Source organism: Butyricicoccus sp. AM05-1 (assembly GCF_003474415.1).
Classification (GTDB): domain Bacteria; phylum Bacillota; class Clostridia; order Oscillospirales; family Butyricicoccaceae; genus Agathobaculum; species Agathobaculum butyriciproducens.
This window is the reverse complement of the sequence record NZ_QUDG01000005.1, coordinates 192,901-219,359: the sequence shown is the minus strand read 5'-3', so window position 1 is coordinate 219,359 and position 26,459 is coordinate 192,901. Positions and strand designations below refer to the sequence as shown.

Below are 26,459 nucleotides of genomic sequence, written 5' to 3'. Positions count from 1 at the left end.
GTTCCGTTACCGCCGTGCCCTGCGCAAAATTATTTTGGAGGTTGTTTCTCGGGCAGCTGCTGCCGCCCGTCACAGCACCGGAATGCTGTTGTCACTTTTCCGCCTGTTTCTGCTGTGCGGCTGTGCGCTTGCTGCTGCACAGCGCACAGGTCCGGCGGTTGTCTCTCGGCGGTCGCTTGCCACAAATAACGCACAGGCCGGCAGCGTAGCGAGCGTCACGCCGCTCACGCTGTTTCTCGGTGGCTCGCTGAGAGTATTCCTTGCGCTTCTCGGCGGTCAGCTCGTTAAAATACCGCAAGGTGCGCTCCGTGTTTTGAGCCGCACACGCGGCGCAGGTCGTGCGGCCGCGGCGTGCTTTAGCCTTGCGGCAGCGGACGCAGATGCCGTGCGTCTTATACCACTCATACTCCTCGCGGTCATACATCGGCGCACTCTCCGCCGCACGCCGCATAGCCTGCAAGGTCGATAAAGCTGTCTCGCGTGCCCGAACCGCCTGCAATACGCGCAATCTTGAGCAGCGCCATCATCATGGCGACATCGGTTGCGTCGATATACACACAGCCCGCCTCATCCACGCACGCGCGACTGAGGTATGTTTCCCAAAATTCCGCGATCGTCTCAAAATTGTCCTCCGGCGTGCCGTAGTCCTGCTCACGCTCGCCGCAGACACACTGCTCGGCACGGTGCAGCACCTCGGCGCGGGTCAGACGCGGCATCTCACCGCCACCATAGGTGCAGTTGTCCTCAGTCGCAATCGGGTCCGGTTCCACGAGGATGCCCTCGCTCGCCGCCGAGCCGAGATATTCAGCAAGCGTCGTCTGCAGCTTACGCAGACGTTCCTGCAAGTCGGGACTTTCCGGCGTCTGCGCCATCATTGCGACGGCAGCACCGCGAATTGTGTTGAATAAATCCACAGACCGAGTTGCTTTGTTGATTGTCATTGTCAAAACCTCCATAATTTGCACCATCCGGTGCTCTGACGGACGGGCGAGGTACAAGAGGACAAACCCTCGCCGCCGCCAAAAGAAATAGGTAAGGTGTTTCGGGTGGGTCGCCCGTCACAGCACCGGATTTTACTTTTTGTCTGCGGTGTTCAAGTTGGACACCGCCTTGCGCATTTTCTTATGCGGGCACTCCCGCACCTGGCCTGCCCGTCTCCATGCGCTCTCGCAAAAGCCCTGGACGTTGAGCATCGGGCACATAGCCGGACAGATTGTTCGATCTTGCATTGTTTGCTCCTCCTGCGCTCCGGCGGACGCACCCACTCGTCTGCATTCCGGGTGCACCCGCTTGTATCCTTGCCACTTTGATGTGGGGGACGGCGTAATGGCTGACCACCGTCCGCCGCAGCGCAGGAAGCTGTCCGAGGCTCTGACGGACAGGCGAGGAAATATCACAAAACTCACCTACCGCCAAAGGTCGAAGCTCGAGCAGGCATTACACTGCCCGTCACAACCTCGGACGTATGTCTCACGCCTTCCGGCGCTCTGCCCGCTCGCGCAGCATTTTGCTGAGCGGGTCCTCGTCGGCCTCATCCTTGGGCGGCTCCGGCATCACGAGGCGGCACCGCGCCGACACGCTCAGACCGAGCGCCGACGCACAGCTCTGGCACTGACCAAAGTAAACGTTCGCCGTCTTGGTCCAGCTGCCCGCCTCCTTGGCGTCGCCCTGCATGATCGCACGGTTCGCCCAGTTCTGGGCGTTCTGCCATGCGGCGCGAGCGATAAAATACCGCGCAAGCATGTCATAGTCAAGGTCGGAAAAGATATGCAGGGCAACCAGCTTTTTCGCAGTCAGCCGGTATTCTGCCTCCATCACCTGCGGCAGATACTTGGGCACCGTGATGCGTTTCGGCTCCTTCGCCCGCACCTCGCTTTTGGCTTTTGCCTCGATCTCGGCGTTTGTACGGTGTCCTGCCATGCGCTTTCGCGCCTGCTTGATGTCCACCGTCCCGTCCGCCTCCCGCGGAATTGGCTTGCTTGCTGGCATATCTCGTCACCTCACTCTCTCAAATTCCGAAGCCGCTCGGCCTTGCGGCCGGTCAGTGTCTCCCATCGGCGTAAAATTACATCGCAGTACCGCGGCGACAGCTCTACCGCCACGCATTTACGGTTTGCCTGCTCGCAAGCCAACAGCGTCGTGCCGCTGCCGCAGAACGGGTCATACACCGTGTCACCAACGTCCGTGCTGTTGCGGATCAGGTAGTCAAACAGCGGAATCGGTTTCATGGTCGGGTGGTCGCGGTTCGCCTTGGGTCGAGGACAGTCGATCACGGTCGTTTGGCTGCGGTCGCTGCACCACTTGTGCGCGGCTCCCGGCTTCCAGCCGTACAGACACGGCTCGTGTTTCCACTGGTAGTCCTGGCGGCCCATCACAAAGCAGTCCTTGTTCCAGATCAGCTGCTCGCGCACCGGCCATCCAAGCTGTTCAACCGCCTGAGCGAACACATCCCACGTTTTGCTCGCACACCAGATGTAATACGCTGCGCCCTCTCGCAGCCACTCGCTGACAGCATCAAACGAGCCGGTCAGCAGTTTCAGCAGCGCGTCACGGTCAACGCCATCATTCTCGATGGTCATTGCATCGCCGGTCTTGCCGACGTAATCGACGCCATACGGCGGGTCAGTAAGCAATAAATCAACTTTTTGTGTTACCCCCCCCCGAAAATTTTGTCTAAATGCGGTTTTTCGGTACAATTTCCACACAAAAGAACGTGGTCTCCGAGTTTCCACACATCGCCGTCCTGGGCGCGGCTGGGTGTATCGGCATCCGGTTCGCCGCTGTCGCCGTCATCTTCGGCGGCAGGTGGTTCTTCGTTCGGGTCTTCCATTTCCAAATCAGCTGCCGAGAATCCGGTGATTGTCAGGTCCATGCCCGCGGCCTGAATCTCGCCCAGCTCCAGCGCCAGCATCTCGGTGTCCCAGCCGGACTGCTCCGCAAGCCGGTTGTCCGCCAGAATATACGCGCGGCGCTGTGCGTCCGTCAGGTGCTCGACCAGCACGCACGGCACCTCGGTCATGCCCTCGGCCTTGGCCGCCAGCACGCGCCCGTGTCCGGCGATGATATTCCGGTCGCTGTCGATGATTACCGGATTGACAAAGCCAAACTCCCGCAGGCTCGCTCTGATCTGCGCGATCTGGCTCTCGCTGTGTGTCCTCGCATTTCGCGCATAGGGCACCAGCTCCCCGATCGGCACGCGCACCATCTGTTCCGGCATAAACCACGCCGCTTTTACCTCGCCCGGCCCTGCCGGACCGACGCTTTTCTTGTTTGCCATTCCAAAACCTCCAAAATTCCCGCTCCATTGGGAAAAAATCTCGCACGAATGGGGGGCTGCGGTCAAGAGCGCCCCGCCGCAAAACTTTCCGAGGGCGGGGGGACTCCGAGAAATCTTGAGATTTCTCGCCAAGTTCGCGCACACCCACCTGCCTGCGCCCGTCCAAGCCTTCTGCCTTTCAGCGCCGTTTCGTCTTGCCTTTAGCCCTGCTTTCGGCCATGGTCTTTGCGCTGTGGCAACCGTGGCACAGGCTTTGCAGGTTGCTTGGGTCGGTAAAGCGCTGCCAGTCTCCGTTATGCGGCTCGATGTGGTCAACGTCTGTCGCTCGGACTCGGCGGCCTTGCCGTGCGCACTCGCGGCACCACGGCTCACGCAGCAGCTGTGCCGGCCGCAGGTTGTCCGTCCAGATCGGCAGGCTGTACCAGCCACGCCACCGGCGGCTCTCTGTGCTGCGCCGTGCGCTGTCCTTGGGTCTGTGCTTGTCACAGTACCCGCACCGCACCAGTTCCCGGCAGCCGGGATGCAGGCACGGCCTCAGCGGCTTACTTGTCATACTCGAGCATGTCGTGCAGAGCAGCTGCGCTGCTGGCGATAATCTTGTTAATCCGGACGATCCGCTCGGTCAGCTTGTAGCGCTTCTCAAAGCTCGGTTCAAACTCGCGTTCCCTCAGCAGATCAAGCCGCCGCTGACGCAGCCGGTCGAGGTTGCGCTTGTACTCAGGTATCATCTCGCGCACCGTTTGCACGACACTCACCGCCTTTCCGGCAAAATAAAAAACAGGAGCTAACTTGCAACACCTTTGCTTGGTGTTACGAAGTCAGCTCCTGTCTGCTAAGACGTTGGCTTGCACCGTCGAAATCAACGATGGACTCGTGTTTGCACTTTTCGCACCACAACGGGAACCGCTGTAGCACGGTCGAATCAGGCGTTACCCAAACCTTTGTGGGCTTTCCGCATCGCGGACACCTGATCTTCATTCTTTTTTGATTATACACCTTTCATCCTCCTTTGTCTACCTGTTCGCTTTCGTTTCTCCGCAACCGTGTCAAATGTTATAGAGCATTCCAAGCCAGCAACAACGCGCGTGCGTGTGCGCGTTGCGTGTGTATTATAATAGGTATTTTTCGGCATTAAATATTTAACAAATCGGCAGGATGCAATCTCATTTCTGCCGCCGCCCTCATCGAGCACCTGTGCTCCGGGCGGTGCATCAACGGTCGTGCCGTCATCCACCCATGCATAGGTTGTGACCGGTCGGTCAAGGTTGCGGCTGCCGACAAACTGCTTTTTACCGTTGAGCGATGCCTCGCGTCGCTCCTTGGTGAGATAGCCTGCCCAGCCGTCGTAGCCGCGCTCTCTAATATAATTAAGCTGTATGTCGTCGCCCCAGATCCAGAGTGACCGCATCAGCTCCAAGTCACCACCTGTGGCATTGATAATAATATGCGCGTGCGGCCGGTGGTCACCGTGCCTGCCCTCCAAAATATAGATGTATTTCAGCTCTGGCAAGTCTCGTGCTTTGCGGTAGGCCCTCATCTGCGAGAACACTTTGCCGAGGTGCTTGCGCGTCATGTCGGCGCTGTCCGGCAGATCTGCATCTCGGTAGGTGACGGTGAGCACTAAATCGCCCTCGTCAAAGTTGGTCGCCATCAGCATTTCCAGTTTGCGCTGCGCCGTGTTGGCGTTGGTGCGTTGGATCTGTTCCTCCGTCACTTCGCGGATGCGCTTGCGCTCCTGCTTGCTGGCATTTGGTCGCGGCACCGTGTAGGTGATATCCCACACCAGCCGCCCGGCCCTGGTTGTCTTTCTCCTCTTCATCTCTGCCTCCATCGGTGTCCAATTTGAACACCACAGCGGACGAGTTTCCCCGTCCGCGTGTAGTTTTATAGAATATCCGCAAAATTTCGGTTTGTCAAATATTTTTTAGTCCTTTAGATGCTGACACATGATTTCGACCGCTATGCGGCAAGCTTCACGGTCAATATATTCTGCCATTTTCACTCACCTCCTTCGTCCAGTAGCGGTGTCTGCAAGCATCGCAACTAATATACTCTTTCCCGATAAAATACTGTTCACAGTGGTATAGGCTGTCGATCATTGACGGGCAAAATTTAAGCACACCGTTTTCATCTTCATAGCTTATTCTCGGATGATTACGGAGAAACACATCCTGCCGTGTCTCTCGCTTTTTAACGTTTTTGTTCATTCGTTTCCCTCATTTCCTTTTGTATTCATGCTTATCCTCCTATCAGACATCGTTATAGCGGTTCAGGCAACGAGTATTATTGCAAAACCGTTTCTGACCAATTACCTTTAACGGCTGTCCGCAAAACTGGCAATACACCGCTTCCGTTCTCGGCGGAGCGTCATCCGCGTGTGTTCCGCCGTATCTCATGCGGTTCATCATGCACACCACAGAACCCGGCTGAGCAGCGGCGATGCAGTGTTCTTTTGCTTTGCAGTAGTAGCACTCAGGCGTTCCCACTCCTAATCATCTCCTTCCTCAGCTCTTTGAGCTTGTCCGACATCGCCTGTTCAGCTGTCCTCATTGCGACCCCTCCAGACAAATTCACTGTAATCCTCATCGCACTTATCGCAGAACGCCATGTACTCCTCGTTAGGCCGGTACACCGGCTTACCGTCAGCGCAGCAGTGCGCGCACATCTCGCACGGGTCTGCATCACCGGACACCAGCAGCCGCATATCCTGCTCCATGTCATTGAGCTGCTTTTCTATGCACACGGCATGAAACACGGGTGCCGCCTTAACCGGCTCCCCGCAAAATTTACACTTCGCCATTATTCCGGGAACACCTCCGTCCACGAGCTGACGAGAATATTTGCCTCGCATGCTTCATCGTCCAGATCCGGGAAGAACCACTTGCCGCCGCGGTAAACATACTCACCGTAGCGATTAGTGCAGCCGCACAGCTTGCACAGCACCCGAGCGCCCTCCGGCGGCCGCTCATCGGTGTACTCATGCCAAACGCTGCCGCTCTCCCGTCCGCAAATCATCTCAAATGGGTCAATTTCAAGCGCCTGCGCCACCTCGAAAAGGTCGCTGAGGTCGGGTGCATGATAAGCAAGCGGATCTGCTGACCACAGCCAACTCATATACCACTGGTGGCGAGCTTCGGGCAGATCGTCCACGTTGCGGATATCCTTGCACGCCAGCGCAAACCGGATGTTGCGCCGCGCCTTTGCTAACGGTGAGGCGTTAAACGCTGCAATCTGCTGCTCGTGGTTTTCCTCGCGCTCAGCCTTTTCCTGTTCGTTTTTGAGGCGCTGCTTAACCTTGCCGCACACGCGGTCACAGTTGGCGGCAAGCGAGCACTCATGGCAGCAGCCGTCACAATAGCCATCTTTCACCCATGCGGCACGCTTGTCTGCGCCGGTGCAAGGCTCTATGCAGGGCGATGCCTCCGGGCAGGTCAGCGGTGTAAAGTCAAATTCCGCCGCCTTGCGATGCGCTTTAATTTTCTTGGCGTCTAAATTCCAATAGCGGTCCTTGTACGCGCCGTGCAGCTCCCTTTGCAGGTCCGCATCGCACTGGCTCAGCTCGTAGGCGGCGCTGTCGTTAATGCGGTGCTCCCGAAACAGCTCTTTCCACTCGTCGGTCAGGCCGTTGTCGATTGCCTTTGCCCTGGCGATCTGGCTCTCGGACGTTTTGAGCACCTCGGCAACATAACTGCGCAGCTTGCCCGGCAGCTCGACCACGCCGCGGGCCTGCAGGTCCTTGAGCGCGGCCTCAATCTCCTTGGCGGCCTGACCGGTGTACTCGGCAGTCAGACCGCCGCCACCGCGCGCCATGGTGTTTGTCCAGTGCAGGATCAGCGTCTGGATGGACGGGTCAAGGTCGGCATCGAGCACAATACAGGGCGCGGTCTTGCGGTCGAGCAGCGCCAGTGCATTCCTCCGGCGGTGTCCTGCAAGGAGTAAGTACCCGCCCTCGGTCTTGCGGCGTACCACAAGCGGCTGCTGCAAGCCGATAACCTTGATGGACTCCGCCAACTCGTCAATGTCATTCTGCGCGTAGCTGTTGTTCTCGTTCTCCTCAATTTCGGCGAGTGGGATCTGCTCCACCCGCATTTCTCCGGTGTCCGATTTGGACACCGCCTCGCCCATCAGCTCCGCAAGATTAAATTTCTTTGCCATCTCAAAGCACCTCCATGAGTTCTTCAACCCACGCCCGGTAATCTCGGGCGGCCGCCGAGGTCGGCGACCACTCCGCGACGGCCTTGCGTGCGAAAACCGCCTCGTCGACCTTGTCCGTGCGCCGGATCATCGTCCGGAATACGCGCACCGGGCAGGTCTCCCGGATGTACTCCTCGCCGTCGCGCTGGACGGGCGAATTGTGCCACATCGTCAGCAGCGCACCGGCGATGCGCGTCGCCGGGTTGATCTTGCGGACGCTCTCGATCTGCTCGATCAGTTCGTCCATGCCCTCGATCTCGAAGCGGCCAATCCTGAGCGGGATAATCACATCGCTGCTGGCCGCAATCGCGCCGATGCTCGCCTGTGAGAATGCCGGCGGACAGTCGAAAATGATGAAGTCGTAGCTGTCGTCCTCGATCACTGCGTCGCGCAGGTCACGCATCGCGCGGACCGCCATCTGTGACGTGCACCCGCCATCCACGCCGAGCGTTGCGAGCGACATGTCGGCCGGGATCACGTCCACGCCGGACATCGTCGCCATCTCGACCACCTCGTCGTAGCAGACAGCGCCGCCGGTGAGCAGAGCGGCCAGACCGCCGCGCTCCTCGGTATTCACGCCGCAGTAGCGGCTTGCGTTGCCCTGATGATCTACGTCCACCAGCAGCACGCGCTTTTCGTAGTCGGTGGCGAGGATTGCCGCCAGATTTACCGCGGTGACGGTCTTGCCGACGCCGCCCTTCAAATTGACTATGCTAATCGTTTTCAAGATGTTTTCGCTCCTTTTTCTTGTTTCAGTGTTTTTTCTTTGTGCGCGGACCGTATTTCCGCATCGTAACACCATGCTTTTCGAGCACCGCTCGCACCGTTTTGCTTGAGCGGTGCATACTTGCCGCCACGATTGCAAGCGGCATTGTCTCGTACATTTCGCAGATTTCCTTTTCTTCCTTATCCGTTAACGGTATGCGCGGACCTCCGGCCGGTCTGCCGCCGTTCGGCGGTGCAGGCTGGATTTCCTTGTGGGCCACGCCGCGTGCGTCGCGGTTCGCTGTGTAGACGGTTTCCCGGTAGCTATACGGCACGCCAAAGACTCCGGTGCCGGAAACCTCAACTGTTTCATAGATTCCCTTCGGGTGCCGCCAAATGACGCGGCGTGTCTCAGCTGCCATGCTGCACCTCGTGTGGCTTAAACTCGGCGCTATCAAAATCGCCATTCATCAGCATCTCGCACAGTTGCTTGATCATGCTGTCTGCAATCTCGCGGATGATGTATTTACGCGCAACATACTGCAAGGCACACAGCACTCGCGCGGAATCACAAAGCAAATCGTCATCATCACGAGGATTTGCCATAATTTCAACCGTTGTCCCGTCAATTTTAATCTCAATCATGCTGTCGCTCCTTCCGGTTCCGTTTGATATATCTCAGCACCGCACCGATGGCCTCTGCCCGCTCACGGTACTCCCGCCGCATTTCAGGTGAACAAACCTTACTCTGTGCGTACAGTCGGCGGCGCTCAAACCGCAGCCTTGGGATTGCTTTTCTTAGCTTCATGCTTTTTCTCCATTCTGGCGGTCTGCAGGATCACTTCCCTCTGGCCGTCCATGTACTCGGCAAACTGCTGCAGGTTGCCGTCAAAGTCGAGCCGAACCTTGCCGAGCCGACCTTCTTTGTTTTTCAGCACCTGCAGGCAGCGCTCGTTCGGTGGTGCGTTTTCTTCCTCGTTGATGTACAGCGCCAGCACGGCATCGGCGTCCTGCTCAATCTGACCGGACTCACGCAGATCGGTGAGCGTCGGTGCTGCGTCAGGTCTTGCGGTTGATGCACGGTTGAGCTGACTGAGCGCCACAACCAGAATACCGTGTGTCTGCGCCATTGCGTGCAAATCCAGAGAAATGCGCGTTACCTGCTCAAAGCGATCCTTGCCGCGGCAGGTCAGCTGCTGGAGATAGTCGATAAAGATGATCTTGTGCCGGCGCTGTAAGGCGGTCGAGAGAATATCCTGCACACTCCAGCCGCTGGCCGGAATGAGTTCAACATCGCTCTCCATAATCTCGCCTTTCAGTCGCACCACGCGCTCCCATTCTTCCTGCGTCATCTCTCGGCGGTTGATACGGCCGAAGTCCACGATTGCACGATTGGCAATGATGCGGTTGGTCAGCTTGGCCGGTGATGTTTCCAGACTGTAAAAGCCAACCTTGTCGTGCCGTCCCATGTGTACCGCCATCTGCAGAGCCATTGCTGTCTTGCCCGCCGACGGTCTGCCGGCCAGCACGACGAAATCACCGTAATCGCTGTACAGGCGGCCGTCAAGGCGGCTGAATCCGTAGCTGATAAACTTGCGCTTAGTGGATTGCTCCTCCACGAAGTTGACCAGCGCGTCCTGCATCGTCACGATCTGAACGCCCGACCGCTCCCCTGCTGCGGCGCTGGCCTGTGCGATCAGCTCGCGGCCTTCCTCGCTGGTCTGAATCTGAGCCAGCCGGTCCGCCAGCTCGTGCAGGCGGGTCACTCGGGTCTGCTCCTGCATCGCAGCAACATAGGCTTTCCAACGTCGGCCGGTCAGGGTGACTTCCATGCAGTCGAAGAACAGCGGCTCGTATTCTTTGCCGACAGCCGCGCGAAGCGTGACTGCATCAAGCGGCTTGCCCGCGTTGAAAATCTGCCGGGCTGCCAGATATACGTTGCGCAGTTCCTCGCGAGTGAAGTCCTGCTCGCTCGTTGCTGCGAACAGCTCACCAGCAATCTGTGGCTCGAGCAGCAGTGAGCCAATCACGCTGTATTCCGCATCAAGCGGTGCTACCATTCTTCCACCTCCTCTGCTTTCTTCCGCGGCGGCTTTGATGACGACGGATTATCGTACTTGCCCTCAAGCACCTTGACCAGATTATTCTCGTTCAGCAGCCAGTCAAAATCGGCCTTCCAATGGCGGTCGTTCTGGCCGGCGCAAAAGCTGCTCGCCTGTGCCCTGCGAAACGCCTCATCGAGCTGCTCCGGCGTGTAGCCCTTGTCGTGGATCAGGCGCACCGCTCGGCGGCGCTTGTCCGTCAGCCGGACGACTCTCGGCAGGTTGGTGCAGATGGCGTTGTACCGGTCAACGACCTGCTGGGCTTTGCTTATTTTCGTCTTATTTGACTCTTCTTCTATTTGTGTATTATTTTGTTCCTTAATGATTTCACCGTTCGGTGAAATGTCATTTCCGTTATCGGGTAAATCCATTTCACCGTTTGGTGAAATGGATTTCACGGTTTGGTGAATGGGTAAACGGCTCTCGTCAATGGCGTAAAAAGTCGTCCGGTCATAGGAATTTTTAGAGTAATGACCGGTCAGCAGAACGCCGGCTTTTTTGAGGTCGCGGATGATGCGCTCAATCTGCCGACGAGTCCAGAACGGGAACAGTCGTTCCAGTGCGGACAGGCTGTTGTATGTCCAATAGCGGCCCTCGTAGAAGTGCCGCTCGTTGGCGGCATTTTTCGCAATCCAGTATTGCATATGAGAGATAAAGGTCGCGCAATCCGTCCCGAATTTCTCCGCAACATCACCGTCAAAGTGATAGGTCATGTGTCAACCTTCCCCTCCTTTCGCCTCTCGCTCAGCATAATGCTTGCCTTGTACATGTCGATGTTCTGGCGCAGATGATGATACAGACCGACCATCACCAGAAATTCAGCCAGTTCTCCCGGTCGGCTGCTCTTCTTCTCTGCCAGCTCCGCGATTTCTGTCCACAGCTCGTCAGGGATTGGCAGCCGCACGTTTACCTCATGCATTGCGTACCCCTCCCATCAACAGAGCCAAGCCGACCATACCGGCCAGCACCGTGACGGACAGCGGCAGCGTGCCGTTGTCCGTCAGCCCGGCCGTGAGCAGCAGCAGCGTAAAGCCAATGCCGACCATGTGAGGGCGCACGCCCTGACAGCCGCCATCGAGCACCTCAAAATCCGGTACTTGACGGTCGATGGCTGTGGTGGTATAATTATAAATACAAGATGTTTTTGCATTGACGCTCAGTACGGTTGCCGCCGTCTGGGCGTTTTTTCTTTGTCCGTTTTTCAATTTTCTCGCTCCTTTGCTGTCTCGCCGCTGATCAAGGCCATCTCTGCCAGATAAGCCCGCCGCAGCATACGCTGCACAATGGCGTTATATCGCGGTGATTCATCATCGTCAATTTTGCGGTCGAGGGCGATCATCGCCAGATCGTGCGCGTCGGCACGCTCCTGCTCGTAGTCCTCGCTCTCCAAGCCGACCTCCAAGGCCAGCTGCTGCAGCTCCACATTGCTTTCCGGCCGCCGCCACAGTGTACCCAACGGACACCGGTTGCAGTAATATCCGCGCAGCCACGGCGCACGATACGCCTCTGCCATCTCAGCCACGCGCACCGGCGTAGGTGTCCGGTCCTCCTGCTCGATGGCCTGCAGATTCCGCACCGACCAGCCAAGCATCTCGGCTGCCTTTTCCTGCGTCAAACCCGCACCTTCGCGGGCACTTTGGTAGATATTCTGGTATCTTTCCATCGTTGTCCTCGCCTTTCCGTTTGTGATAAAATTATCACAGAATGTAACCGATACGCTGTTGCCGCAGCGCTTCTGTGTCGGCCTGCTCCTTTGCTTTTTCAAAACGCAGGACTTCATCCTGGCGGACCTTCCAGCCTGCAATTTTTACTGCTGACAACTGACCGCTCCGGAGCAAGGTGCGAACGTATGACGGCGAGCACATCCAGCGCTCGGCAAGCTGATCGACCGTCATGTACTTGTTCGATGCCATTTAGACTACCTCCTTTTCGTCATACAGCGCATCAATCGTGCAGCCGAGCAAGCGTGCAATCATCGGCAGGAATTTCGGACGAGGATACGTTCCTGCTAATTCCCACTTTGCAACTGTACTGCGATCGACATTGAGTTCTGCCGCCATTGCCTGCTGTGTGATGCCTTTTGATTCTCGTAAAATTCTAATCTTTTCCACGTTCTCACCTCTTTTGTGAACATTCTTCACATTTGATGATTCTATTATAGTGGAGTATCTCCACATTGTCAAGTATTTTGTGGAGTTTTTTCTCTTATCATTGCAATGTGAATTTCTTTCACATATAATTGAATCAGGTGATGATTATGAACAACCTCAAAACTGTACGGAAATCAGACCCACGCAAGCTAACGCAGAAGGATGTGGCTGATTTTTTGGGGGCTGATCGCTCCACATACGCTAAATACGAAACCGGAGACAGCGAACCGAATTTTGACACGCTCTCCCGTCTGTCAGACTTTTTCGGCGTTTCGATTGAGTACCTGATGGGACGATCGAGCAATAAACGACCATCAATTTACGATGATGACATCAAATTTGCACTTTTTGGGACGACTGATATAGACGATGCAACATTAGAGGACATCAAGGCTTACGCGCGTTTCAAGCGTGAGCAATATAACAAAAGGTAACTTTATGGATCGCAGAACGAGCTTATATCTATACGCATGGCGGAACCACATTGACGTGGACTACTTCCCCATGCAGACAGCCGAGGCTTTCTCGGTTCCAATCGGTGGCACTTGCGCCATCGCTCTGGACCCGACCAAGATCCGCTCCGAAGCGGACGAGGCAGTCAAGCTGTCGCACGAACTCGGCCACTGTGTCTACGGTGGTTTTTACAACAAATACACGCCGTTTGATGTCCGCGCCCAGCACGAGAACAAGGCAAATGCCTGGGCGGTGTATCGGCTTATCCCTTGGGGCAAGCTCAAGCAGGCTGTGAAGAGTGGCATCACCGAAGTGTGGGACTTGGCCGAGTATTTTGACGTGACCGAGGATTTCATGCGTTGGGCGCTCTCCTACTACACAGAGCGCAAAAACTATAAATTTGAGTAAAAAATAAAGGTGTTCAAATTGAACACCTCGATAAAGGGGTTTAGGCTATGGGATTCAGATTTCGTAAATCGTTTAAAATCGCACCGGGCGTGCGTGTAAACGTTGGTAAAAAATCAGTCGGCATTTCTGCCGGCGTCAAGGGTGCCCGCGTGTCGGTCAATAGTAGCGGCCGCAAAACTACGACCGTCGGTCTGCCTGGCACCGGTCTGTCGTACAGCAAAACCGAGAAGATCGGCGGCAGCAAGACTAAAGCCGCCAGCACGTCGGCATCCGATGAACCGCTGGATACCATTACCCGTCCCGATCTGCCGCCCGCACAGCCGCAGGAAGAAAAGAAGAAAAACGGCTGCTGTGGCTGTGCCGTATATGCTTTTATTGCATTACTGATTATCGGTGCGCTTGGCAGCTGCATCGGTGGCACGGATGATAAAGACAAGCAGACCGATACGGCTAACGATGGCACACAGGCCGCAGTCATTACACAGCTGACGCAGACAAGCGATGCTGTTACCGAGATTGACCTCGGCAGCAGTCAGACCCTGACCTATACCGTTGATCCGTCTGACTTTGCGATGACCGCTGACGCAGTATATGCCACCACCTCAGACAGCGATGTGCTTGCCGTATCGGCGGAATGTCTCAGCGATCCGGCACGCGTAGAGGTGACGCTTACTGGCAAATCCGCAGGCACCGCAGACTACACCGTTCGCGCCGCCGACAGTGATGTGCAACAGACCGGACAAGTTACTGTCCATGATCGAGCAGCCGAGCAGGCAGAAGCTGAGGCTAAGGCCGAACAGGAGGCAGCCGAAAAGGCAGCCGCTGAGAAGGCTGCGCAAGAACAGGCAGCCGCCGAAGCTGCAGCGGCTCAGCAAGCAGCGCAGGAGCAGGCCGCCGCTCAGCAGAGTGAGACTGTTTACATCACGCCCAGCGGCAAGCGTTGGCACCGTTCCGCAAGCTGTGCCGGCAAGAATGCCCGCGCAGTCACGATGGATCAGGTCGGCAGCCGCACGCCCTGCCAAAAGTGCGCATAAAAACAAACAGCAGACCCTCTCCCCTTGGGGTCTGCTATATTTTCAATCATGCAATCGAACAAATGTACGTTTTTGGAGGTTTTTATGGCTAACAAATACAAATACTCGCGCACCATTGTCATCGGTCACAAGGACGATGGCACACCGATCCGCAAGTACATCCAAGACAACAACAAGGCAAGATTTGAGGCCAAGGTACGCGCCGTGCAAATGCTGGTCGCACGCGGCGGCACGCCCGGCAAGGTTACTGTCGAGCAGTGGGCGTGGCAGTGGTATCACACCTACAAGGAGCCGCACGTTGGCGAGAGCCAGCGCAACAATTACGAGGAGCACTTGCGGCTGCGCATCTGTCCGGCGATTGGTTTTCTGGCGCTGGACAGTGTGAAGCCGTTCCAGCTGCAGGAAATGATGAACAACGCCAGGACCAGTAAAGGCAAGCCGCTCGGCGCAAGTACCGCCGCTAAACTGCATTACATCACGCACGCGATCTTTGAGCAGGCGGAGATCAACGGCCTGATTGCCTCCTCTCCGTTCCGCCGTATCGAAACCGTGGGCGAGGATGAAAAAAGCCGCCGTGCACTGACCCGCGCCGAGGAGCAGATCGTGCGCGAAGTCGCAAAGCGTCACTATGCAGGACCGTGGGTGCTGCTCATGCTTGACTGCGGCCTGCGCCGCGGCGAAACCGTGCCGATCGGTGCCCGCGATGTCAAAGACGGCCTGCTGTGTATCTCGCAGGCGGTCGAATATAAAACAAAGTCGAACCAGCCGACTTTGAAGTCTACGAAAACCGCAGCCGGAGCACGCTATGTTCCCATTCCTGTCGAGCTGCAAAAACAGTTGGACATGAAATCGCGGTATTTCTTTCATGTCGAAAACGGCCGCATGCTATCCATGACCAAAATGCGCCGCATGTGGCACAGCTTCTACCGGGCTTGCGACATTGCGGCCGGTGCCGAGCTGTACCGCAACGCCGTTGTCAAGCACGCTTTTGATCCGGCGATCACGCCGCACTACCTCCGGCACACTTACTGCACCAACCTGCGCCGTCAGGGCGTGGATCTGAAAACCGCCCAGTATCTCATGGGCCACGCGGAGCTAAGCACCACCGCCAACATTTACAGCCACGTCACCGAGGAAGATGTGCGGGGATTGAAGGTTTGATTTCCAACACGGTTCCTACATCACTTTTGTTTTTGTTGGTTTTCTGTGCTGCATATGCTGTGAAATGCACATTCTGCTTTTCCCGTTTTCCAGAACATTTTCCACCGCAAATACCTAAAAGTCTTAAATATAGAAAAAATCCCGTCATTTCTGACGGGATTTGAATTGGTGGACATTAACGGGTTCGAACCGCTGACCTTCCGCACGTCAAGCGGATGCTCTTCCAGCTGAGCTAAATGTCCGAATCAGGGACGGCGGCTGCCATCCCTGCTGGCTGCAAGTTTTTACTTGGTCTTGCTGCGGCCCAGATACTCACCGGTACGGGTGTCGATCTGGATGCGCTCACCCTGCTCGATGAAGATCGGAACCTTAACAACAGCACCGGTCTCAACGGTAGCGGGCTTGAGTACGTTAGTAGCAGTGTTGCCCTTAACGCCCGGCTCGGTCTCAGTGATCTCGAGCTCAACGAACAGCGGCGGCTCAACTGCGAAAACGCTGCCCTTGTAGGAAAGAACCTTAACGTTCTCGTTCTCCTTCACGAAACGGAAATCGTCGCCCAGAGTATCCTTGCTGATCGGAATCTGCTCGTAGGTCTCGTTGTCCATGAAGTAGTACAGGTCACCTTCATTGTACAGATACTGCATCTCGCGGCGCTCTACGAAAGCCTCCTCGAACTTAGCAGTCGGGTTGAAGGAGGTCTCAGTAACCGCACCGGTTACGACGTTCTTCATCTTGACACGAACAAAAGCAGCGCCCTTGCCCGGCTTTACATGCTGGAACTCAATAACCTGCTGTACCTGACCGTCCATTTCAAAAGTTACGCCGTTACGAAATTCACCTGCGGTCATAATCGCTATGCCTCCAAATAATAGTATTTTTTACATCATTAAGCATTATTCGACTGTTCATACAAAACAGTGCTTGTATATAATACCCTATTTTCGCGTATTTTGCAAGAGGGTAACGCATATTTTCTCGAAAATTTTTATTGCGGTGGAACTCGGCGCTTTCCTGCACTGGTTGACCGGGGCATACGAACTGCCGCAGGCGGGTTCGACCCTAACGGGGCGGCTCCTTTTCCTGCACCGGCTGAGCGGGGGACGCGAACTGCGTTAGCGTGTTCGCCCTAACGGGGCGGCTCCTTTTCCTGCACCGGTTGACCGGGGTACTCGAACTGCCGCAGGCGGGTTCGCCCTTTCCGGGCGGGGTGTTTTTCGCTGAACCTCAGCGAGGAGATTCGCCGCCGCTGCGGCGGGAGCGTGCCGCGCCCCGCGGCGGGAGCAAAAAGGAAGGACAACCTGCGGTTTTCCTTCCTCTTTGAACTCCTACCTTTCCCTTACTTCCTAATCTGGCGCAGATTACCTATATGTGACCGCTCCGAAAAGGGGTACGGCAGAGGATTTTTTCTTCCGTATCTTTCGCAACCTGTTCGCAGTGTCAGATGCCATTCTGCTACACAGGCGGTTAAGTTTCCGCAGGCGCAACATACCCGTGTTGCGCAACTCTTTAACACGTTGTAACGCACGGCACCTGCGAATGTAGGCGTTCGGCAGCATTTATCCTCGTAGACCCTGTCTGTAGCAACGCGCTAAAGAATTGCGCGGCACTGTCATGCCGCGCCTACTGGAAGTAGCCGACCTGTGTAGCAGAACACTATCTGACACTGCGAATATGTCTCGGCATGGGAGCACACTGTGCTCCCCTACGGTAGAAAAACTCCTCTGCCGTTCCCCCATTTCGCAGCGGTCACATGTCAGCAATCTGCGCCAGACTATCCAAGGGAAAGGGGAGAAAATCAGAGGGTGGAAACCGCAGGTGTCTACCCTCTTGTGCGCCCGCGCGGCGTCAGCGCACTCCCTGCCGCGGGGCGCGGCGAATCCCCGCGCTCCGCAGAGCGCAACTCCCCGCTGAGGTTCAGCGAAAAACTTCCCGCCCGTTAGGGGCGAACACGCTTACGCAGTTCGCGTCCCCCGGTCAGTCGGTGCCGAAAAAACCGCCTGCGCGGTTCGCATTCCCCCCGATCCCCCTATACCGCGAAAACGAAAAAGGCACCGCTCACGCGGTGCCTCTCCCTTCTGTGGATATGTCGGCCGCTCAGCAGCAGCAGTTGCCGCAATTACCGCAGCCGCCGCAGGTATTATCACCACAGGTACCGCAGGAACCGCAGCCACCGCTGCCCTGACCGCAGCATACCCAGATCAGGATGATCAGGATGATGATCCACCACCAGGAATTTTCGCCCCAGAAGCCGTTAGAAGAACACATACTGTCATTTCCTCCTATCAAAGATTTCATTACATTCTATGGTAAGAGGCAGTAAGTGGTTACACATTCTCCATTCTCAATTTTCAATTCTCAAATTTCGCCAATACGCCGTCCTTGTGCAGACCGATAACCTTTACGGTGACCGGATGATTTTTCTCCGCCTTATCCTCTATATATACAGGAAAGCCGTAGCGTCCGTGCGCCGCCCACAGGCCGCCGGTCGGGTGCTCGGGCAGCGCGTACAGCGTGCGGCCGACAAACTGCTTTCGATAGGCAGCGCTGAGTGTCTCCGCCACCTGCTTTGCCCGCTCGGCGCGGGCGGTTTTGGTCTGCTGATCGAGCTGACCCGGCATGGCAGCCGCCTTTGTGCCCTCGCGCACGGAATACGGAAATACATGGACGGACGCGAACGCGCATCTCTCCAGAAAGGCCAGTGTCTGCGTAAACTCGCCCTCGGTCTCGCCCGGAAAGCCGACAATCAAATCGGTCGTAACCGAGCAGTCCGGAAACGCACGTCTCAGCCGCTCGACACACCGGTAAAATTCCTCGCTCGTGTAGTGGCGGTTCATGCGTCGGAGAACGGTATCGCAGCCGCTCTGCATAGACAAATGAAAATGCCGTGCGAGATTGGCAAAGCCGGCAAGCCGTTCACAAAACGCATCGTCCACCGCCCGCGGGTCAAGGGAACCGAGCCGGAACTGCACGTTCGGCTGCGCGGTCAGCAGCTTCTCCAGCAGCTCGGTGAGCGGCACCTGCGGCTTGAAGTCCTTGCCGTAGGACGCGATCTCGATGCCGGTCAGCACGATCTCGTGCACGCCTGCGTCAGCCAGCCGCGCCGTCTGCTCGAGCGCCTGCTCGACCGGCAGAGAGCGCACCCGCCCTCTCGCATACGGAATGATGCAGTAGGTGCAGAAGTTGTTGCAGCCGTCCTCGATCTTGAGCAGCGCGCGCGTGCGGCCGTGCGGGATACCGGCAGGCAGAGTCTCAAAGCCGCTGTCCTCGCTCTCATGCACCTGTACGGCCTGTCCGCTGACGGCCTGCTCGCACAGGTCGATCACCTGCGCCCTGTCCCTGGTACCGCAGATGAGGTCGATCTCGCCGGTGGCGCGGACACGCTCCGGGTCGGTCTGTGCAAAGCAGCCGCACGCCGCGATAACCGCGTTCGGATTGTCTCTCCGCAGCTTGTGGAACGCGCGGATATTCTTATGGTCGGACACCGATGTTACCGTACAGGTGTTGACGATCACGGCGTCCGCGTCCTTATCAACAATCTCGTGTCCGCGCGCCTGCGCCAGCTGACTGAGCGCCTGCGTCTCAAATAAATTAACCTTGCAGCCCAAGGTGAAAAAAGCAAATTTCACAAATGTACATTCCTTTGCTCTCAGCGGCCCGACACGCGCTCTGTGAACGCCTATATATAATAGGTAACACCGCATAATTGAACAAGAGCGATTTGCGAGGAATTTTGCGTACTAACGAGGCGTAGTTTTGCGGTAATACTTGATGTATTACCGTGAAATTACAACGAAGTTAGGACACAAAATTACCGCAAAGCGCCGCGGCAGTGCGACCGGAGCCTGCACAAGAAGCCGCAGCTTTAATTGTGGGGTGTTGCCTATGGTGTTTGATTGGGTTACAGCGTTTGTAACCTTATTCTCGTGCGCGTGCGGCCGCTGTGGATTTTCGCTGTCGCTTCCTGCGTTTTTTTCGCGTTTGACAGGCTCTATTTTATCACAAAAATGCGAAATTTCAAAACAATGTTTGACAAACCTGTTCAAGCATGCTATACTGTAACCGTAATGTAACTTTGGAATGTAACCATTTTGTAACTATAAGGAGTGCAGATAATGCCTACCACCAAGAAGAATAACCTTCTGGAATACAAGGGTCACCCGCTGATGCGTAAGGAAAACATCATCTATTACGGCTCGATGAGTGACTCTCACATCATTATGATGCAGATCCTCGAATCTGGTGATTACAAGGGTCTGCCGGTTGCAAAGCGCGTATCCGTACAGCTTCAGCAGACCGATCCCAACGTACGTATGAAAGAGCGTATCGTCAAGAAAACCGAGAAGAACAGCATGTGGGCAGCGATGGATATTGCATCCATCTGGCTCGGCAGAGCACTGCACACGAAGTAAGACTTCCCCGCAGCTTGCTGCGGCAGTGTAAAGGCTGTTTTCTCCCATTTTGAAACGGAGGCTTCAATTTCATGTCTTTTTCTAAAAAACTCGCTCGCTTCGCACTTTCCGGTGCACTTGCGATGTCGATGGTCCTGCCGAACTCGCTGGCAGTATTTCAGGCCAAGGTAAACGCAGATTCGCTTTACCTGCGTCAGTCCCCCGGCGGTGCAGTGATCACGACCCTCTCCAAGGGTACCACGGTTGCGGTACTGAATAACAGCTCCAGCTGGTACAAGGTATCCGTAAACGGCAAGGAAGGCTACGTCAGCGGCGAGTACCTGACCGGCACCACCGCAACCGACGTTGCACTCGGCACCGGCACTGTAAAGTGCTCGAGCAGTGTAAATTTCCGTTCGGCGCCGAATACCTCGTCCACCTCTTACGGTGAGCTGAAGAACGGCACCAAGGTAAATGTAGTCGGCGTAAGCAGCGGCTGGTACAAGGTTACATACAATGGCAAGACCGGCTATATCCACCCGGATTATATCACGCTCGCAAGCAGCTCCGCCGGCACTGCCATCGCTCCGTCGAACACCGTTACCTCTACGACCGGCACCGCCGGTACGGTGAAGTGTTCCTCGAGTGTAAACCTGCGTTCCGAGGCCAATACTTCCTCTTCCATTCTGGCAGAGCTGAAGAACGGCACTGCAGTTACTGTTGTCAGCACCGCAAACGGCTGGTGCAAGGTAAACTGCTCCGGCAAGACCGGCTACATCAAGCAGGATTACGTGTCCACCACCGGTTCGGCATCCAATAACACGTCCGCGTCCACCGGTACGGCAGCAGTAGTTAAGTGCTCCTCTACCGTAAACTTCCGCTCGGCGGCAAGCACCTCGTCCACCGTTCTCGGTGAGCTGAAGAACGGCACCGCTGTTACCGTGCTGAGCACCTCGAACGGCTGGAGCAAGGTATCCTACGCAGGCACGACCGGTTACATCAGTGCGGATTACCTCGTAACTGCTTCGTCCGGTACGGCGATCACCCCGTCGAACACCGCAGCTTCTGTCTCGATCAGCGCAAAGCGCCAGAGCGTGCTGAACTATGCTGCACAGTTCCTCGGTGTTCCGTATGTATACGGCGGCAGCACGCCGAGCGGCTTTGACTGCTCCGGCTTCACCTCTTATGTATTCAAGAACACGGTCGGCTCCATCCCGCGTGTCGCTCAGGCTCAGTATGATGCAACCACCCGTGTTTCCCGCGACGATCTTCTGCCGGGCGATCTGGTATTCTTCGGCAGCAGCACCTCGTCCATCAGCCATGTAGGCATTTATGTCGGCAGTAACCAGTTTATTCACGCACCCAGCACGGGCGATGTGGTTAAGTACTCGTCGCTGACCGGCAGCTATGCGACCCGCTATCAGGGCGCAGGCCGCGTAATTTTTGAGTAAGGTTACATACCAGAAATCCCTTCGGTTTTCCGAAGGGATTTTTCTTTTGCCTATTGAGAGCGGTTATCCCAGCAGCACCGCTTCCCCATCCTGCCACTGTATGGTCTGCGGCGTGAAGTCCCGCTGTTCTATGCGGATATTCCACTGTGCGGCGAACGCATCGGAGAGTGCCTGAGCAGTCTGCTCGGGCAAGGTGAAGCCTTCCAGCTTGATGGTCCGGCAGGTAAGGCTGAGTTTGCCGTTTGAAACATCTGCGCTCCACGCGCCGTACAGCTTGCAGCGCTCCGGCAGAAACAGCAGCGCCGTGCGCAGCTTTCCGGGTACCAGATTGCTTTCCGTCAGTGCTTGACGGGTTACAGCTGCCGTCACGGCAATCGTGCCGTCACGGCTGATTTTGACCGCCGTGCCCTCGACCGGAAACGGCAGCGCTTCGGTCAGCACAGACGCGATATCGTCCTCCGTGATGTGAAATTCCATTGCATTGCCCTCCTCAGGTGCGGCAGGCGCCGTTCCGGTATCCGCCCTGCCCATCAGCATATTTCCCAGCATCAGCAGGCACAGGAGCAGGCATACGCCTAAGATTACGGTATAGACTGCGCTTTTTTCCTCCTGCATGGCGGGTGCCTCCTTTTTTGCTTCTTGCAACAGCTTATGCGGGATTGGGGTTTATATGCGTGCTATCGGATACGGAATTGGAGCCAACCTTATTTTCAATTCTCAATCACTGCTCCGGATACGAAAAAAGCACCGCTTTCGCGGTGCTTTCAGCTTGTCGAAAAAGTCAGATTTCTATTTTGTGCTTCGTGCGACAGCACGCATAAAATAGAATTTGCGCAGCAAATTCATAAAACCCGGGGGCGTGTACCTCGGTTTTTATACAAGGGAAGAAAAAATGTGTCCGGAGGAAGCGGTTTTTCTTCAGCATTCGATCGAAAGCGTGGTTTCGATCGAGAGGCTGCTCGAAAAACGATAGTTTTTCGACAGCCTCAAAGCACCGCTTTCGCGGTGCTTTTCGCATTTCTTTAGAAGAACTTATCCTTAATGCCGAGTGCAAAGATGATGAGCACGATAATCGGCAGGATATAGCTTACATAGAAGCGGATATTATCCTTGACCTTGAATCCGCCGCCTTCGTTGGCCTCCTCCTTGAAGTTCTTCCAGCCCCAACCGTAGCGGGAGGTGCAGAACAACAGATAAAACAGCGAGCCGAGCGGCAGCCAGATGTTGGACACGAGGAAGTCCTCGAGGTCGAGCACATTCGAGCCTGCGCCGAACGGCTGGAAGCCGGACCAGACATTAAAGCCGAGCACGCACGGCAGCGACAGCAGGATCATCAGCACGATGTTGATGGCTGCAGTCTTTTTACGGCTCCAGCCGGTCAGATCCATGCAGCAGGACATGATATTCTCGAACACGGCGAGGACGGTCGAGAAGGCCGCAAACGCCATGAATACGAAGAACAGACTGCCCCACAGGCGGCCGAACGCCATGTGGTTAAAGATATTCGGCAGCGTAACGAAGATCAGGTTCGGACCGCTGTCCGGGGCCACGCCGAAGGCAAAGCACGCCGGGAAGATGATCAGACCGGCAGTAAATGCTACGAACGTATCCAGAATCGCAACATTGACAGCCTCGCCGAGCAGCGCACGGCCCTTGCCGATATAGCTGCCGAAGATAGCCATCGCGCCGATGCCGAGCGACAGCGTGAAGAACGCCTGATTCATCGCGGCAACGATAACATTGGCGATACCGCACTCCTGCATACGGCCGAGATCCGGAATCAGATAGAAGCGCAGGCCCTCGCCCGAGCCTTCGGTCATGATGCTGTTGATCGCCAGAACGACCATGATGGCCAGCAGAATGATCATCATCACCTTGGTAACGCGCTCCAGACCGCCCTGCAGACCGAACGAGTTAATCATAAAGCCAATGACAACAACCGCAACCATGCAGACCGTCATAACCACCGGCTTGCCGAGCATTTCCGGGAAGGCTGCCTGCACCTGCTCACCGGTCGCGCCGACAAATCGGCCGCTGACCGTCAGGTAGAAGTAGTACAGCATCCAACCGCACACGGTGGTGTAGAACATCATCAGCAGATAGTTGCCGATCATCGCCAGATAGCCGTGGATGTGCCACTTGCTGCCCGGCTTCTCGAGCGCCTGATACGCCCGCACCGGACTTTTCTGGCTCGCACGGCCGATGGCAAATTCCATCGTCATGATCGGCAGACCGAGGATGAGCAGGAACAGCACATAGCACACGACGAACGCGCCGCCGCCGTACTGACCGACCATCCACGGGAACTTCCATACGTTGCCCACGCCGATGGCGCAGCCTGCGGAAAGCAGGATGAAGCCGAGGCGCGAGCCGAGTCTTTCTCTTTGCATTGCTTGTTTTTACCCCTTTTAATTTACATACTATATCAAGCGTCCGAGACGCATGACTTACTCTCGTATAGCAATTTAGACAATTATTGCTATCATTCCGCGTCCGAGACTGCGGATTTTTCGATTTTGCGGATTTCCTTCCGTTTTTTACGCAGCTCGCGGAAGAAATTCCGCAGAATGTCCGCGCATTCCTGCTCCAGCACGCCGCTCACCAACGCAGGCTGATGATTGTACGGCAGTGCGAACAGGTTTATCAGCGAGCCGCACGAGCCGGCCTTCGGGTCGGGTGCACCGTAGTACACGGTTTTCATGCGCGAGTTGATGAGCGCACCTGCGCACATCGGGCACGGCTCGAGCGTAACGTACAGGTCACAGCGGTGCAGCCGCCAGCCGCCCAGCTTTTTACACGCCTTCTCGATGGCCTCGATTTCTGCATGGTGCAGTGCGTTTTTTTTGGTTTCCCGGCGGTTTCGTCCGCGTCCGACAATTTTGCCGTCGCAGACAACCACCGCGCCGACCGGCACTTCGCCCTCGTCCGCCGCCTTTTGCGCCAGCTTGAGCGCGGCCTTCATGTATTTTTCCTGTTCGGTCATAAATTCCTCAGATTTTCCCGAGCAGACGCGCTTTCGCCTGCTCAAATTCTTCGCGCGTGACAAAGCCGCGCTCGCACAGCCCTGCCAGAACGGAAAGCTGCTCGACCGGTGTCGGTGTGCGGTCGCTCAGCGCCACCTCGTCAAATTCCTTTTCCGGAATGAGCGCGTCAAACGCCGCAAGGCTGTCCGGCGAAAACCGCAGGTCCACGCGCCGGTTTTCCCACTGCACCCGAAGCTGCACATAGCGTTCATCGTGCTGCACCTGCTCGGTGCGGACCGGTTCGGACTGCACCGCCGCCTCGATGGCGCGTCCATGCGGATTGAACGAAAACGGATGTTCCCAGCCTGCCCAGTATGCCGCCGAGCGGTCAACGGTCACGCCGCCGCCGGATACGCGCGTTTCCGTGCGCATGCCGCCGCACAGACGGTAAAACCGGATTGCCTGCACCGGCAGTTCGCCGCTGTACAGGTTGTCCTTGCCCGTGTAAAGGTTTCTGTCGCGCCGGAAAAAGCACAGCGTATCGCCTTCGCGCCAGACCTCCAGCTTGCCCTTTGACAGCAGTTCACCGCCATCCGTCACCCTCACCAGAAAGGACTTTTCAGGCGGGTTCTTCGGCTCTCCGGCACTGCGGCAGTCCAGTCCCCATTCCTGCAGCACCGCAAGGTTTTCCGCACGGTACGACACGGAAAGCGCCGCCTTTGTGCCGCGCACATCGGTCAGCGTCAGCGCGATCGGACGCACCTTGTACACGCGGAGCAGACCCTGTATTTCGTCCGGCTCGCTTGACACCGGCTCAGCGCCGAGTGCATAGCTGTGCTTGTCCAACGTGAGCGGCAGCTGTTCGCTGCCCTCGTCGGTCGGCATCAGCGTCCACGCCGCCGGGTCGGAAAACAGATAATACCTGCCTGCCGATACGAACGGTGCGTCATTTCGGATGGTTACGGTCACGTTTGCTGCACTGCTCATAGTGGAAACCTCCCTCTATGTATCCTTATCGCTTCATCTGCCGCTGGCGCGACAGATTCATCGTGCCGTCCTGCATTTTCGACAGGTTTTCCAGACAGTTGCCGGTACCGTATGCCACGCACGAAACCGCTTCGTCCGCGACGCGCGTCGGAATGCCGGTCTTGGAGGCGATCAGCTTATCGAAGCCCCAGATCAGCGAACCGCCGCCTGTCATGGTGATGCCGTTGGCGGAAATATCGCCGGTCAGCTCGGGAGGTGTGCGCTCGAGCACCCAGTGCACCGCCTCGACGATCGCTGAGGAGACCTCCTCGAGTGCATCGAGAATCTCACTCGAGCTTACGGTAAACGTGCGCGGCAGACCGGTCATCAGGCAGCGTCCTCTGACCTCCATGATTGCTTCCTCGCTGCGCGGATACACACAGCCGACCGTGCGCTTGATCTCCTCTGCCGTGCGGTCGCCGATCAGCGCATTGTGCTTGCGGCGGACGTACTTGACAATGGCCTCGTCGAACTTATCGCCCGCGACCTTGATGGACGTGGATTCGACAATGCCGCCGAGCGAAATAACCGCCACATCGGTCGTGCCGCCGCCAATATCGACCACCAGATTGCCGTTGGCTCGGTTGATATCGATGCCCGCGCCGATGGCCGCCGCGACCGGCTCCTCGACCAGAAAAACGCGCTTTGCGCCCGCCTGCGTGCCCGCATCAATGACGGCACGCTCCTCCACCTCGGTGATGATGGACGGCACGCAAATGACCACATTCGGCTTGAACAGGTGGATACCCTGCACCTTTGCGATGAATTCCTTGATCATGCGCTCGGTCATCTCGTAATCCGAAATAACGCCCTCGCGCAGCGGACGGATGGCGACAATGTTGCCCGGTGTACGGCCAAGCATGCTCTGCGCTTCCTCGCCCACGGCAAGGATTTTGCCGGAAACCTTGTCCACCGCCACAACGGACGGCTCGTTAAGTACAACGCCCTTGCCCTTGACATAGACCAGCACGGTTGCCGTGCCGAGGTCGATGCCGATATCGCTTGAAAAAAGCGACATCTTTTTCGCGATTCTTTGCAGAAAAGAAGCCATATTTCATTCCTTTCTCCGCGCTCTGTTCGCGTGGATTGACAGTATTACCATTATACAGATTTTGTGCGCCATTTGCAAGACTCCGGGGCAAATACC

General features: G+C 56.5%; 36 protein-coding genes and 1 tRNA gene. 6 read left to right on the top strand and 31 right to left on the bottom strand.

Going from position 1 to position 26,459, the window contains the following annotated elements; genetic code table 11:
- Positions 1-91: 91 nt before the first annotated feature.
- The 22 genes from DW088_RS09425 to DW088_RS09315 all read right to left on the bottom strand — a co-directional run bounded on the left by DW088_RS09425 (position 92) and on the right by DW088_RS09315 (position 12,389).
- Positions 92-424 (bottom strand): hypothetical protein, encoded by a 333-nt coding sequence (locus tag DW088_RS09425; protein WP_118360506.1) that lies wholly within the window; start codon positions 422-424, stop codon positions 92-94.
- Positions 417-941, bottom strand: coding sequence for a DUF6378 domain-containing protein (locus tag DW088_RS16300; protein WP_243029861.1), 525 nt, complete (start codon positions 939-941; stop codon positions 417-419). Before DW088_RS16300 ends, DW088_RS09425 begins: the two co-directional genes overlap by 8 nt.
- A 132-nt stretch (positions 942-1,073) precedes the next feature.
- The gene (locus DW088_RS15880; protein ID WP_158574654.1) at positions 1,074-1,229 is read right to left on the bottom strand and encodes a hypothetical protein; all 156 of its coding nucleotides are present in this window, start codon (positions 1,227-1,229) and stop codon (positions 1,074-1,076) included.
- 241 nt (positions 1,230-1,470) lie between these two features.
- Entirely contained in the window at positions 1,471-1,989 is a 519-nt protein-coding gene (locus DW088_RS09415; RefSeq protein ID WP_118360505.1) for a phage terminase small subunit P27 family, read from the bottom strand.
- An 11-nt stretch (positions 1,990-2,000) separates the two neighbouring features.
- Positions 2,001-2,633 (bottom strand): DNA-methyltransferase, encoded by a 633-nt coding sequence (locus tag DW088_RS09410; protein WP_199720427.1) that lies wholly within the window; start codon positions 2,631-2,633, stop codon positions 2,001-2,003.
- A gap of 17 nt (positions 2,634-2,650) precedes the next feature.
- A complete protein-coding gene (locus tag DW088_RS09405; protein ID WP_118360504.1) occupies positions 2,651-3,277 on the bottom strand; it encodes a ParB/Srx family N-terminal domain-containing protein in 627 nt (208 codons plus the stop codon).
- Positions 3,278-3,455: 178 nt separating this feature from the next.
- A complete protein-coding gene (locus tag DW088_RS09400; RefSeq protein ID WP_117490899.1) occupies positions 3,456-3,830 on the bottom strand; it encodes an HNH endonuclease in 375 nt (124 codons plus the stop codon).
- On the bottom strand, positions 3,820-4,023 hold the full coding sequence (locus DW088_RS09395) for a hypothetical protein (protein ID WP_117490897.1): 204 nt from the start codon (positions 4,021-4,023) through the stop codon (positions 3,820-3,822). Before DW088_RS09395 ends, DW088_RS09400 begins: the two co-directional genes overlap by 11 nt.
- A gap of 64 nt (positions 4,024-4,087) precedes the next feature.
- Positions 4,088-4,255, bottom strand: coding sequence for a cysteine-rich KTR domain-containing protein (locus DW088_RS09390; protein ID WP_117491015.1), 168 nt, complete (start codon positions 4,253-4,255; stop codon positions 4,088-4,090).
- Between the two features lie 10 nt (positions 4,256-4,265).
- The gene (locus DW088_RS09385) at positions 4,266-5,096 is read right to left on the bottom strand and encodes a rolling circle replication-associated protein (protein WP_147356560.1); all 831 of its coding nucleotides are present in this window, start codon (positions 5,094-5,096) and stop codon (positions 4,266-4,268) included.
- A 717-nt stretch (positions 5,097-5,813) separates the two neighbouring features.
- A complete protein-coding gene (locus DW088_RS09370; RefSeq protein WP_118360500.1) occupies positions 5,814-6,077 on the bottom strand; it encodes a hypothetical protein in 264 nt (87 codons plus the stop codon).
- Positions 6,077-7,432 carry a ParB/RepB/Spo0J family partition protein gene (locus tag DW088_RS09365; protein WP_118360499.1) on the bottom strand — a complete coding sequence of 452 codons (1,356 nt, stop codon included), beginning with the start codon at positions 7,430-7,432 and terminating at the stop codon, positions 6,077-6,079. The genes DW088_RS09370 and DW088_RS09365 overlap by 1 nt, the downstream gene beginning before the upstream one ends.
- A gap of 1 nt (position 7,433) precedes the next feature.
- On the bottom strand, positions 7,434-8,198 hold the full coding sequence (locus tag DW088_RS09360) for a ParA family protein (protein WP_118360498.1): 765 nt from the start codon (positions 8,196-8,198) through the stop codon (positions 7,434-7,436).
- Between the two features lie 25 nt (positions 8,199-8,223).
- Entirely contained in the window at positions 8,224-8,598 is a 375-nt protein-coding gene (locus DW088_RS09355) for a hypothetical protein (RefSeq protein WP_118360497.1), read from the bottom strand.
- The gene (locus DW088_RS09350; RefSeq protein WP_117490881.1) at positions 8,588-8,821 is read right to left on the bottom strand and encodes a hypothetical protein; all 234 of its coding nucleotides are present in this window, start codon (positions 8,819-8,821) and stop codon (positions 8,588-8,590) included. Before DW088_RS09350 ends, DW088_RS09355 begins: the two co-directional genes overlap by 11 nt.
- 125 nt (positions 8,822-8,946) lie before the next feature.
- Positions 8,947-10,236 carry a replicative DNA helicase gene (locus DW088_RS09345; protein ID WP_118360496.1) on the bottom strand — a complete coding sequence of 430 codons (1,290 nt, stop codon included), beginning with the start codon at positions 10,234-10,236 and terminating at the stop codon, positions 8,947-8,949.
- Complete coding sequence (locus tag DW088_RS09340; RefSeq protein ID WP_117490877.1) at positions 10,230-10,991, bottom strand: hypothetical protein; 762 nt, start codon at positions 10,989-10,991, stop codon at positions 10,230-10,232. The genes DW088_RS09345 and DW088_RS09340 overlap by 7 nt, the downstream gene beginning before the upstream one ends.
- Positions 10,988-11,197 (bottom strand): hypothetical protein, encoded by a 210-nt coding sequence (locus tag DW088_RS09335; RefSeq protein WP_118360495.1) that lies wholly within the window; start codon positions 11,195-11,197, stop codon positions 10,988-10,990. The genes DW088_RS09340 and DW088_RS09335 overlap by 4 nt, the downstream gene beginning before the upstream one ends.
- Positions 11,190-11,483, bottom strand: a complete 294-nt coding sequence (locus tag DW088_RS09330) for a hypothetical protein (protein ID WP_118360494.1) — start codon at positions 11,481-11,483, stop codon at positions 11,190-11,192. The genes DW088_RS09335 and DW088_RS09330 overlap by 8 nt, the downstream gene beginning before the upstream one ends.
- A complete protein-coding gene (locus DW088_RS09325) occupies positions 11,480-11,941 on the bottom strand; it encodes a helix-turn-helix domain-containing protein (protein WP_158574653.1) in 462 nt (153 codons plus the stop codon). The genes DW088_RS09330 and DW088_RS09325 overlap by 4 nt, the downstream gene beginning before the upstream one ends.
- A gap of 34 nt (positions 11,942-11,975) precedes the next feature.
- Entirely contained in the window at positions 11,976-12,191 is a 216-nt protein-coding gene (locus DW088_RS09320; protein WP_118360492.1) for a helix-turn-helix domain-containing protein, read from the bottom strand.
- Complete coding sequence (locus DW088_RS09315; protein ID WP_158574652.1) at positions 12,192-12,389, bottom strand: helix-turn-helix transcriptional regulator; 198 nt, start codon at positions 12,387-12,389, stop codon at positions 12,192-12,194.
- 146 nt (positions 12,390-12,535) lie between these two features.
- On the opposite strand from DW088_RS09315, the gene DW088_RS09310 reads away from it, so the two are divergent.
- From DW088_RS09310 to DW088_RS09295, 4 genes are all read left to right on the top strand, one after another.
- Positions 12,536-12,862 (top strand): helix-turn-helix domain-containing protein, encoded by a 327-nt coding sequence (locus DW088_RS09310; RefSeq protein WP_158574651.1) that lies wholly within the window; start codon positions 12,536-12,538, stop codon positions 12,860-12,862.
- Positions 12,863-12,866: 4 nt separating this feature from the next.
- Positions 12,867-13,289: an ImmA/IrrE family metallo-endopeptidase gene (locus DW088_RS09305; RefSeq protein WP_118360489.1), complete on the top strand. Its 423-nt coding sequence runs from the start codon at positions 12,867-12,869 to the stop codon at positions 13,287-13,289.
- 47 nt (positions 13,290-13,336) lie between these two features.
- Positions 13,337-14,323 (top strand): DUF4236 domain-containing protein, encoded by a 987-nt coding sequence (locus tag DW088_RS16075; protein WP_199720426.1) that lies wholly within the window; start codon positions 13,337-13,339, stop codon positions 14,321-14,323.
- A gap of 84 nt (positions 14,324-14,407) precedes the next feature.
- The gene (locus DW088_RS09295; RefSeq protein WP_158574650.1) at positions 14,408-15,484 is read left to right on the top strand and encodes a tyrosine-type recombinase/integrase; all 1,077 of its coding nucleotides are present in this window, start codon (positions 14,408-14,410) and stop codon (positions 15,482-15,484) included.
- 166 nt (positions 15,485-15,650) lie between these two features.
- On the opposite strand, the gene DW088_RS09290 is transcribed toward DW088_RS09295, so the two are convergent.
- From DW088_RS09290 to mtaB, 4 genes are all read right to left on the bottom strand, one after another.
- Positions 15,651-15,726, bottom strand: a tRNA-Val gene (locus DW088_RS09290).
- Positions 15,727-15,768: 42 nt separating this feature from the next.
- The gene (gene efp, locus DW088_RS09285; RefSeq protein WP_110437112.1) at positions 15,769-16,335 is read right to left on the bottom strand and encodes an elongation factor P; all 567 of its coding nucleotides are present in this window, start codon (positions 16,333-16,335) and stop codon (positions 15,769-15,771) included.
- A gap of 1,243 nt (positions 16,336-17,578) precedes the next feature.
- Positions 17,579-17,749, bottom strand: coding sequence for a hypothetical protein (locus tag DW088_RS16070; protein ID WP_199667396.1), 171 nt, complete (start codon positions 17,747-17,749; stop codon positions 17,579-17,581).
- A gap of 83 nt (positions 17,750-17,832) precedes the next feature.
- Positions 17,833-19,110 carry a tRNA (N(6)-L-threonylcarbamoyladenosine(37)-C(2))-methylthiotransferase MtaB gene (gene mtaB, locus DW088_RS09280; RefSeq protein WP_118360487.1) on the bottom strand — a complete coding sequence of 426 codons (1,278 nt, stop codon included), beginning with the start codon at positions 19,108-19,110 and terminating at the stop codon, positions 17,833-17,835.
- A gap of 486 nt (positions 19,111-19,596) precedes the next feature.
- On the opposite strand from mtaB, the gene DW088_RS09275 reads away from it, so the two are divergent.
- Positions 19,597-19,893, top strand: coding sequence for a hypothetical protein (locus DW088_RS09275; RefSeq protein ID WP_117492581.1), 297 nt, complete (start codon positions 19,597-19,599; stop codon positions 19,891-19,893).
- Positions 19,894-19,964: 71 nt separating this feature from the next.
- Complete coding sequence (locus DW088_RS09270; protein ID WP_118360486.1) at positions 19,965-21,323, top strand: C40 family peptidase; 1,359 nt, start codon at positions 19,965-19,967, stop codon at positions 21,321-21,323.
- A gap of 63 nt (positions 21,324-21,386) precedes the next feature.
- Here the strand turns inward: DW088_RS09270 and DW088_RS09265 are convergent, their stop codons facing one another.
- The 5 genes from DW088_RS09265 to DW088_RS09245 all read right to left on the bottom strand — a co-directional run bounded on the left by DW088_RS09265 (position 21,387) and on the right by DW088_RS09245 (position 26,330).
- Positions 21,387-21,938, bottom strand: coding sequence for a hypothetical protein (locus DW088_RS09265; RefSeq protein ID WP_118360485.1), 552 nt, complete (start codon positions 21,936-21,938; stop codon positions 21,387-21,389).
- 407 nt (positions 21,939-22,345) lie between these two features.
- Positions 22,346-23,713, bottom strand: a complete 1,368-nt coding sequence (locus DW088_RS09260; RefSeq protein ID WP_118360484.1) for a sodium-dependent transporter — start codon at positions 23,711-23,713, stop codon at positions 22,346-22,348.
- Between the two features lie 92 nt (positions 23,714-23,805).
- Positions 23,806-24,306 (bottom strand): tRNA adenosine(34) deaminase TadA, encoded by a 501-nt coding sequence (tadA, locus tag DW088_RS09255; RefSeq protein WP_118360483.1) that lies wholly within the window; start codon positions 24,304-24,306, stop codon positions 23,806-23,808.
- Between the two features lie 7 nt (positions 24,307-24,313).
- Positions 24,314-25,273, bottom strand: a complete 960-nt coding sequence (locus tag DW088_RS09250; protein WP_118360482.1) for an SHOCT domain-containing protein — start codon at positions 25,271-25,273, stop codon at positions 24,314-24,316.
- 25 nt (positions 25,274-25,298) lie between these two features.
- A complete protein-coding gene (locus tag DW088_RS09245) occupies positions 25,299-26,330 on the bottom strand; it encodes a rod shape-determining protein (RefSeq protein WP_118360532.1) in 1,032 nt (343 codons plus the stop codon).
- Positions 26,331-26,459: the final 129 nt, after the last annotated feature.